The sequence below is a fragment of the Selenomonas oralis genome (assembly GCF_051603425.1).
In the GTDB taxonomy this organism is placed as follows: Bacteria; Bacillota; Negativicutes; order Selenomonadales; family Selenomonadaceae; genus Selenomonas; species Selenomonas sputigena_A.
Map to the genome: position 1 here is coordinate 2,594,322 of NZ_CP194411.1, position 6,961 is coordinate 2,601,282.

At 57.3% G+C, this 6,961-nt stretch carries 7 protein-coding genes and 1 rRNA gene; 1 reads left to right on the forward strand and 7 read right to left on the reverse strand.

All coding sequences use genetic code 11. The features are described 5' to 3' along the window. Position 1: 1 nt before the first annotated feature. The 5 genes from ACRTGH_RS12205 to mnmA all read right to left on the reverse strand — a co-directional run bounded on the left by ACRTGH_RS12205 (position 2) and on the right by mnmA (position 4,744). Positions 2 to 1,135: a thiolase family protein gene (locus ACRTGH_RS12205; protein WP_368845778.1), complete on the reverse strand. Its 1,134-nt coding sequence runs from the start codon at positions 1,133 to 1,135 to the stop codon at positions 2 to 4. After that, a complete protein-coding gene (locus ACRTGH_RS12210; protein WP_368845777.1) occupies positions 1,132 to 1,683 on the reverse strand; it encodes a biotin transporter BioY in 552 nt (183 codons plus the stop codon). Before ACRTGH_RS12210 ends, ACRTGH_RS12205 begins: the two co-directional genes overlap by 4 nt. Positions 1,684 to 1,686: 3 nt before the next feature. After that, a complete protein-coding gene (locus ACRTGH_RS12215) occupies positions 1,687 to 2,310 on the reverse strand; it encodes a hypothetical protein (RefSeq protein WP_368845776.1) in 624 nt (207 codons plus the stop codon). Between the two features lie 135 nt (positions 2,311 to 2,445). Beyond that, complete coding sequence (locus ACRTGH_RS12220) at positions 2,446 to 3,576, reverse strand: hypothetical protein (protein ID WP_368845775.1); 1,131 nt, start codon at positions 3,574 to 3,576, stop codon at positions 2,446 to 2,448. A 109-nt stretch (positions 3,577 to 3,685) separates the two neighbouring features. Next, positions 3,686 to 4,744, reverse strand: a complete 1,059-nt coding sequence (gene mnmA, locus ACRTGH_RS12225) for a tRNA 2-thiouridine(34) synthase MnmA (protein ID WP_368845774.1) — start codon at positions 4,742 to 4,744, stop codon at positions 3,686 to 3,688. Positions 4,745 to 4,809: 65 nt separating this feature from the next. Here mnmA and ACRTGH_RS12230 point away from each other — a divergent pair, with 65 nt between their 5' ends. After that, positions 4,810 to 6,048 carry a tRNA(Met) cytidine acetate ligase gene (locus ACRTGH_RS12230; RefSeq protein WP_368845773.1) on the forward strand — a complete coding sequence of 413 codons (1,239 nt, stop codon included), beginning with the start codon at positions 4,810 to 4,812 and terminating at the stop codon, positions 6,046 to 6,048. Positions 6,049 to 6,057: 9 nt separating this feature from the next. On the opposite strand, the gene ACRTGH_RS12235 is transcribed toward ACRTGH_RS12230, so the two are convergent. Both ACRTGH_RS12235 and rrf read right to left on the reverse strand, forming a co-directional pair. After that, positions 6,058 to 6,447 (reverse strand): hypothetical protein, encoded by a 390-nt coding sequence (locus tag ACRTGH_RS12235; RefSeq protein ID WP_368845772.1) that lies wholly within the window; start codon positions 6,445 to 6,447, stop codon positions 6,058 to 6,060. A gap of 157 nt (positions 6,448 to 6,604) precedes the next feature. Continuing rightward, positions 6,605 to 6,721 (reverse strand): 5S ribosomal RNA (gene rrf / locus ACRTGH_RS12240). Between the last annotated feature and the right edge of the window lie 240 nt (positions 6,722 to 6,961).

Sequence of the window (6,961 nt, forward strand, 5' to 3'; positions counted from 1 at the left end):
CTCAAGCCTCCAGCAAAATCGCCTCGCCAACACCGCCGGCGCCTGCTATGGCCATAAGACCATAACCGCCGCCCTGCGCTTTGACAGCTTCCATGAGATGCAGCAGAAGCACAGCGCCCGATGCACCATAGGGATGCCCATAAGCCAATGCGCCGCCGAACATGTTGTAGCGCCCGAGAAGCGCCGGGAAGCGCCGTGCAAAGAGAACATCGATGACCGCAAAGGCTTCGTTGAACTCGATTGCCGCCATATCCTCATAAGAAAGCCCGAGACGCGCCAAAAGGGCGTCGGCCGCCCGCATCGCCCCGTAGGGACTGCGAAGCGGATCGCCGCCTGCCATTTCCACTGCCGCGATGCGCGCTGCCGGCTTTTGCCCCGTCTTTGCCAGATACGCTTCCGAACAAAGGCTCACGAGCGCCGCGCCGTCATTCGTCTTGCAGGCCGTCCCTGCCGTCGTCAAGCCGCCTTCGCCGAGGAGCGGCGGCAAGCGGCGCAGAAATGCGGCGTTCATGCTTTCGCGTATGCCGTCGTCGCTGTCCCAGCCTTCAATGGGCAGGACGACGCCTGCCAAGCGTCCCTCTCGTCTTGCCGCTGCCGCCCGCGCATGGCTCTTCAAGGCCCATGCCTCGAGCTCGTCCCTCGTCGCGCCAATCTCCTGCGCCGTCCGCTCCGCCCCCTGCAGCATCGCATCGCCTGCCGTTTCCTGCGGGGAAAACTGCGCCGTCATATACTCGCCGTGCGGCAAAAGAGAGCGCCGCGCGTCCTCTTCGGCATAGCGGCGCACAGGCTGCAGCGAACGGCTTTCCATGCCGCCTGCGATATAGAAATGCCCCTGCCCGCTTGCGATGCGTGAGAATGCGAAGTCCACGGCCGCTGCCGCAGAAGCGCACTGCATGTCCAGCGTCACGGCGGGCACATCTTCCCCCATGCCCGCCAAAAGCGCCGCAAGGCGTGCGATATTGCCGCCCGTTCCCACCGCATTGCCGCAAAAGAAGGCATCCGGCTCCGCGCCATATTGCCGCAGCAATGCGCGCAAAAGCTCCGCCGCAAAAACCTCGGGCGGCAGGCGGCGAAAGCGCCCCCCATGCTTCACCAAAGGAGTCCGCAAGCCGCCGAGTACATAGACGTTTTTCATCTTGCTGACGAGCCGAAAGCCTTGTTGAGCTTCACGCCAAGAAATGCGGCAGCAGCCGCTTTCAATATATCGCCGGGAATGAACGGAAACACCGCCATGACCATGGCCTCCCAAAGCCCCACATCCAGCACCAGCATCATGGACGTCAGACCGCCGATATAGGTGATGGGAATTCCTGCAAAAACAGCCGCCAGTACATAGCGCTGGAAAGAATTTCCCTTGCCCTTGAGCCAGCTGACCACGGGATAGGCGACGATAAAGGCGAGAATGAAGCCCCCCGTCGAGCCGAACACCTTGCCAAAGCCCGAACTGCCGCCGACAAAGACGGGCAGGCCGATACAACCAAGAAGCGTGTAGGCAAGCAGAACGATAAACGTCTCCTTCGGCGTGAACAGAAACGCCGTCAAGTTCATGGCCAGCGTCAGAGCCGTAATCATCGCTGTCGTAAAAGGCAGTGGTATGGAAATATAGGACGCGACACAGCAAAGCGCCACGCAAAGAGCCATTTTCGTCAATTTTTGTACGGACATCGATTCTTTTTGCTTCACTTTTCATCCCTCATTTTTTTGCCGTCCGGCTATCGCGGCAGCATCATCCCCTTGCACCGCACGGCACAAGAATATCTCTTCCCCATCCGCCATGCCGAGCATTCCCTTTTCCACAGGAAAAAGCGTCACTGCTTCCCCTGCATAAAGCGGATGGAAGAACCTCATCTCAAGCGACCGTATCTCAGGAAACCGATCCAGTATGGCGGATAAAAGCAGCAGCCCCGGCACAATGGGAACCGCTTGGCGATGGAGTGAATTCTCATCGCCGACCGCCTCCACAAAGGCAAGGATCTCCTCGCGTGAAAAGGCACGCCATGTTTCGCCATGGTCCGGCATGACCCCTGTCTTTTTCCGCCGTCCGGCCCGTTTTGCCCCATCCCGCACAGACGCTCCCGCAGGCGCACGGTATCCTTTTCCCAAGACGAGGCGCACCCGGATCGCGCCCACATCTTCCGCCCCTACGCAGTCCACCTGCAGGAAGCTCGCCCCGCGCCTGAAGCAACGCACGCCTTGCCTTTCCCCGGCTTCCAGCCGTGAGCACCAAAGGATTTTTGCCACCGCCGCCCCTTCGTACGCCTCAAGGCGCAGGGCTGCCATCATACGAGCCAAACAGAGGATCTTCGCCATACCAGCACCTCCAATATACGGCACACTTCCTCATTATAGGCAAAGCCTCGTCTTTCGTCAACCTTTAAAATTTATCGGTTGACAAAAGAAAAAATGCCGCAGGGGAACCGATTTTCCCTGCGGCATCTTCTTCTCTTATTTTTTTTCTTCCGCGCTTCCTGCTTTCGCTTCCTCAGACTGCTCCTGCGATGTTCGCGGTAGGGGCGGCGCGCTTGCCTGCTCCCCCGTCATATGGCGCGCGATTGCGGCCGCCTCATGTTCGAGCGTCGTCGCCTGCTTGAGTTTCGTTTCCGCATCGCGAATCGTCGTCACCTTCTTGTCATCCATCCAAGCGGCATAGCCGAGCGCATAGGCAATGCGCAGATCGCAAATGCGCAGGCGCAGACGATGCAGCGTTTCCGCCATCGGCGGCACGGCAAGCGCAGAAAGTTCCTCCTTGCGCGCCATCCAATCCGCCGCCATCTTGTCTAGCATGATGGTTTTCAATGCCTTGCGCGTTTCCTCACTGCCCAGAGAGCCTCGCTGCAGGGTGCTGCTGACTTCCTGCTCGATCTCCTGCACGTTCTTCCCATGACCCTCCATGATCGCACGCGATTTCTCGATGTAGGATTCGAGAACAGCGTCGTGCGCCTTGGCAATCATAGCGATGAACTCATGGAGATTCTGTATTTCCGTCACGCGCCAAACCTTGTCTGCTCCCTGCGTGAGCTTCATCTCAAAAACAAATTCCTCCCCGGCATCCGCCTGATAGATGCGCACGCCGGCCCGCGCCGTGCCCGCCGCCTTGTCCGCTGCAACATAGTCAATCTTGCGAAAATGAATGGCCTTAAGCCCCAAGCGTGTAAGCACCGCATCAAGGTTCAGAGGCTCCTTCGCGTCTGCCGCATCCGCGGACGTCTCCCTCCACTCCCCGTTTTCGACATAACGCTGCACCTCGCCCCGCAGCGTCAAGGCCAACGGCGCCTTGAACATCTGCACGAAGCCGCTCATAGCCGCCTTGGCGTCTCCCGACATCGGCCGATCCGTATCGATCAAAGCCTGGATCAGCGTTTCTGACGAACTGTCGAGCAGGGCGTCCATATCCACATACTTCTGGAACATCTGCCAGTCATGCTTTTCAAACGAGTCCTGAATCTTTTGTATTGCATATTCCGGTGTTTTTGTATAATGGAAAAAATACCATGCGCCGCAGCCCAATGCCGCAGACAGCAACAAAAATATTGCCAGAAACAGACGGATCCGTCTCTGCCGTGAAAATACCGCCATACATTTTCCTCCTCCTGCGCAGCCATAAACTCCCTTTCTTATTATGCAGCAGAGAGGAAGTTTTCGCAAGAAAAATCCTGCGATTCTACAAAATATAGCGCTTTTTTTCTTATAGACTCCTACGGATTGTAGCACCGCCCAGAAGCCGCTCGCCTGCATAAAAGACCACGGACTGTCCCGGGGTAACGGCTCGCTGCGCCTCGGCAAAGGTCACCTCAATGCGGCCGGACGCCAGGGGCGTCACGCGAGCCTCCGCCTCACGGCTGCCATAGCGGATCTTGGCCCGGACAGAAAGCGGTACGGCAGGGGGCGCAATCAGCCAGTTTACATCTTCAGCCAAAAGAGCAGACGCATAAACGGCAGCATTCTCCGCCACAATGACGCGGTTGTTCTCCCTGTCGAGAGCAGCTACATAAAGGGGATGGGGCGCAGCTATGCCCAGCCCTCTGCGCTGTCCGATCGTATAAAAGGGAAGGCCCGCATGCTGCCCGAGGACATTTCCCGCAGCGTCGACAATCTCTCCCGGCGAGAAGCAATCCGGACGATGCCGCATCAAATAGGCCTTGTAGTCGTCCCCCGGGACAAAGCAGATTTCCTGGCTTTCCGTCTTATGCGCCACAGGCAGGCCAAGCGTTTCTGCAAGCGCGCGCGTTTCAGTCTTGGCCTGCTCGCCCAAGGGAAAGAGTATATGCGGCAGTACTTCGCGCGGCAGACGATAGAGGACATAGGATTGATCCTTTCTTTCGTCGCGCCCCTTCTTTATGGCAAAGCTGCCGTCCGCCTCCTCTTCAACTCGCGCGTAATGCCCCGTGGCGATAAAATCCGCTCCCCGTTCGCGTGCGAGAGCGAACAGCGCCCCAAATTTCAGGAATCGGTTGCAGATCACACAGGGATTGGGCGTGCGCCCTGCAAGGTACTCATCAAGGAAGCAGTCGACGACCCGCCTGCCGAAAAGCTCGCGAAAATCCGCCGTTTCATGTTCGATGCCAAGGAAATCCGCCACTCGTTTTGCATCAACGGCAGCCGTTGAAAGACCATCGGTTTCACGGCTTTCATCCGAAAGCCGCATCGTTATGCCGATGACCTCATAGCCTTGCTCCTTGAGCAGCGCAGCGCAAAGCGAACTGTCCACACCGCCGCTCATCGCCACCGCAGCTTTCTTTTTCATTCCATGCCTCCTAAACAATAGTTCCGTGATATACTGGAGAGAGACTTTTACGAGGAGCTGATTTTTTGAACACCGTCGGCATCATCGCAGAATACAATCCATTTCACAACGGACATATCCATCAGATTGAAACCATACGCGCCCGATACCCCCAAGCGCGCATCATCGTTCTTATGAGCGGCAGTTTCACACAGCGCGGCTGCCCCGCCATCCTCGACAAATGGCAGCGCGCCTCCCATGCCGTCCTCGGCGGTGCATCGCTCGTGCTCGAGCTGCCCGCCGTCTTTGCCGTCCGCAGTGCACAGGACTTCGCCCGCGGCGGCGTCCAGCTTCTCTCGCGCCTCGGTGTCGCCGACGGTCTCGCCTTCGGTACGGAAAGTGACGGCTCCCTCCTCGCGCAGGCGGCGCAGTGCATCGATTCCCCTGATGTACAAGAAGCCCTTCACCGACAGATCCGACAGGGAAAATCTTATGCCGCTGCCCTGAGCCATGCCCTGACAGAAAAAACAGGCTTGGAAGAAGCCTGTTTCAAAAAGCCGAACAACATCCTCGCACTTGAATACATCCGCAGCCTGAAACATCTGGCCGCACACATCCGGCCGCTTCCCTGCAAAAGAAGCGGCGCCGCCTACCACGACAACGAGCTGCACGCTCCCTGCTCGAGTGCCGGCGCCATTCGACGAGAGTTCAGCCAACCCGCGCCGCGCGAGGCACTTTTATCCAGTGTCTTGCCTCCCGCCAGCCTCAACGCTTTGCTCAAGGCATGGAAAAACCATGCCCTGCCGCAGGCCAGTCTGCTCTTTCGTCCGCTCCTGACCTGCCTTTCCACTCTCGATGCAAAGGCTCTGGAAGGGATTTACAACATAAACGAAGGTCTGGAAAACAGGCTTTGGAAGGCCGCAGCTCATAGCCGAAACCTCGACGAGCTGATTTCCGAAAGCAAAAGCCGTCGCTATCCGGCAAGCCGCATACAGCGCCTGCTCATCTATGTATTGCTGCATCTGCGCCGGCAGGATATTCGCAGCTTCGATGCATGCGGACCGCTTTACGCGCGCATTCTCGCCTTCAACAGCGAAGGAAGGAGCCTGCTGCACGAAATCAAGGAAAAGGGAACGCTTCCCCTCGTGTCCAAAACGAGCGGTTTCCTTCATTCCGCCGACATGAAACGCCCGCTGCAGGAACGGTCTCCCCTGCAGAATATGCTTGCCTGCGATATACGCGCGACAGAGCTTCGAAGCATCTGTCTCAGCGACATAGCAGGGCGCAGCGACGACTTCTTGCGTTCCCCTCTATGCCTTTGCTGAGATGATTCCCTACCGCCGCCGCAGAAACTCAAGCACAATCCAAACGACAATGCCCACAGCCGCAAGGATAAGCGCCAGGGGAAAAACAATAACGAAAAGAAGCAGCAAAATTACCGACAAAAGGAGCGAACCGACAAAACGCGACAGCCAGCTTGAGCGATAAAAACGAAGCGGCGTGCCATAGACTACCTTTCGATGGAAGCCCCTCCGTTCCCCCTGCTGCCCGTACCATATATCTTCCGCTCCGCTTCTCGTATCCTCCGCCTCTTCCACGGTCAGGCCATCATAGACGATTTTCTCCTCCTTGGACAAAACACGCACGCCGGATCTCTCGCTTTCACCACACGAAAGGCAGCTGCCGTCTGCTCCAATCTCACCGCCGCAATATCTGCACGGCATGACAAAACCTCCCCTCATATCGGGCAAAGCGCCTTGACAAGCCCTCTGGTCCGTCAAAGAACGCAAATCCCATCCGCTTGCAAACAATCTACATCCATGACTTTTTTATTATACCATAAATCGGACAGCAAAAACGCACCCTTTCGGGTGCGTCATCAACCAGCAGCTTTCTATCCTCCCAGGTCGTCTCCAACCAAGTACTTTCGACGTATGAGTGCTTAACGACTGTGTTCGGGATGGGAACAGGTGGAACCACTCAGCTATCGCCACTGGATATTGTTTCGGATGCTGTTGCACCCTCAAAACTATACAGAAGACAAGAACATTTTAGGGATGGCGAAACATACGCGCGTCTTGTGCCGCCTCCTGCCTTGCAGCAGTTTAAACGACACCGCGGTAGATGTCTGCCAATCGCGCTTCACCTTACGGCTCGCGTTCTTGGGACATCCTCACGCGCTATCCCTTTACCCAATCAGCTGCACCCTTCGGGTTTGCTTCTTGGACGGGATATGCG

Excerpts from the sequence above, each read along its gene's own strand:
- ACRTGH_RS12220 (WP_368845775.1), bottom strand. The coding sequence starts at position 3,576 with ATGGCGGTATTTTCACGGCAGAGACGGATCCGTCTGTTTCTGGCAATA.
- ACRTGH_RS12235 (WP_368845772.1), bottom strand. The coding sequence starts at position 6,447 with ATGCCGTGCAGATATTGCGGCGGTGAGATTGGAGCAGACGGCAGCTGC.
- ACRTGH_RS12215 (WP_368845776.1), bottom strand. The coding sequence starts at position 2,310 with ATGGCGAAGATCCTCTGTTTGGCTCGTATGATGGCAGCCCTGCGCCTT.
- mnmA (WP_368845774.1), bottom strand. The coding sequence starts at position 4,744 with ATGAAAAAGAAAGCTGCGGTGGCGATGAGCGGCGGTGTGGACAGTTCG.
- ACRTGH_RS12205 (WP_368845778.1), bottom strand. The coding sequence starts at position 1,135 with ATGAAAAACGTCTATGTACTCGGCGGCTTGCGGACTCCTTTGGTGAAG.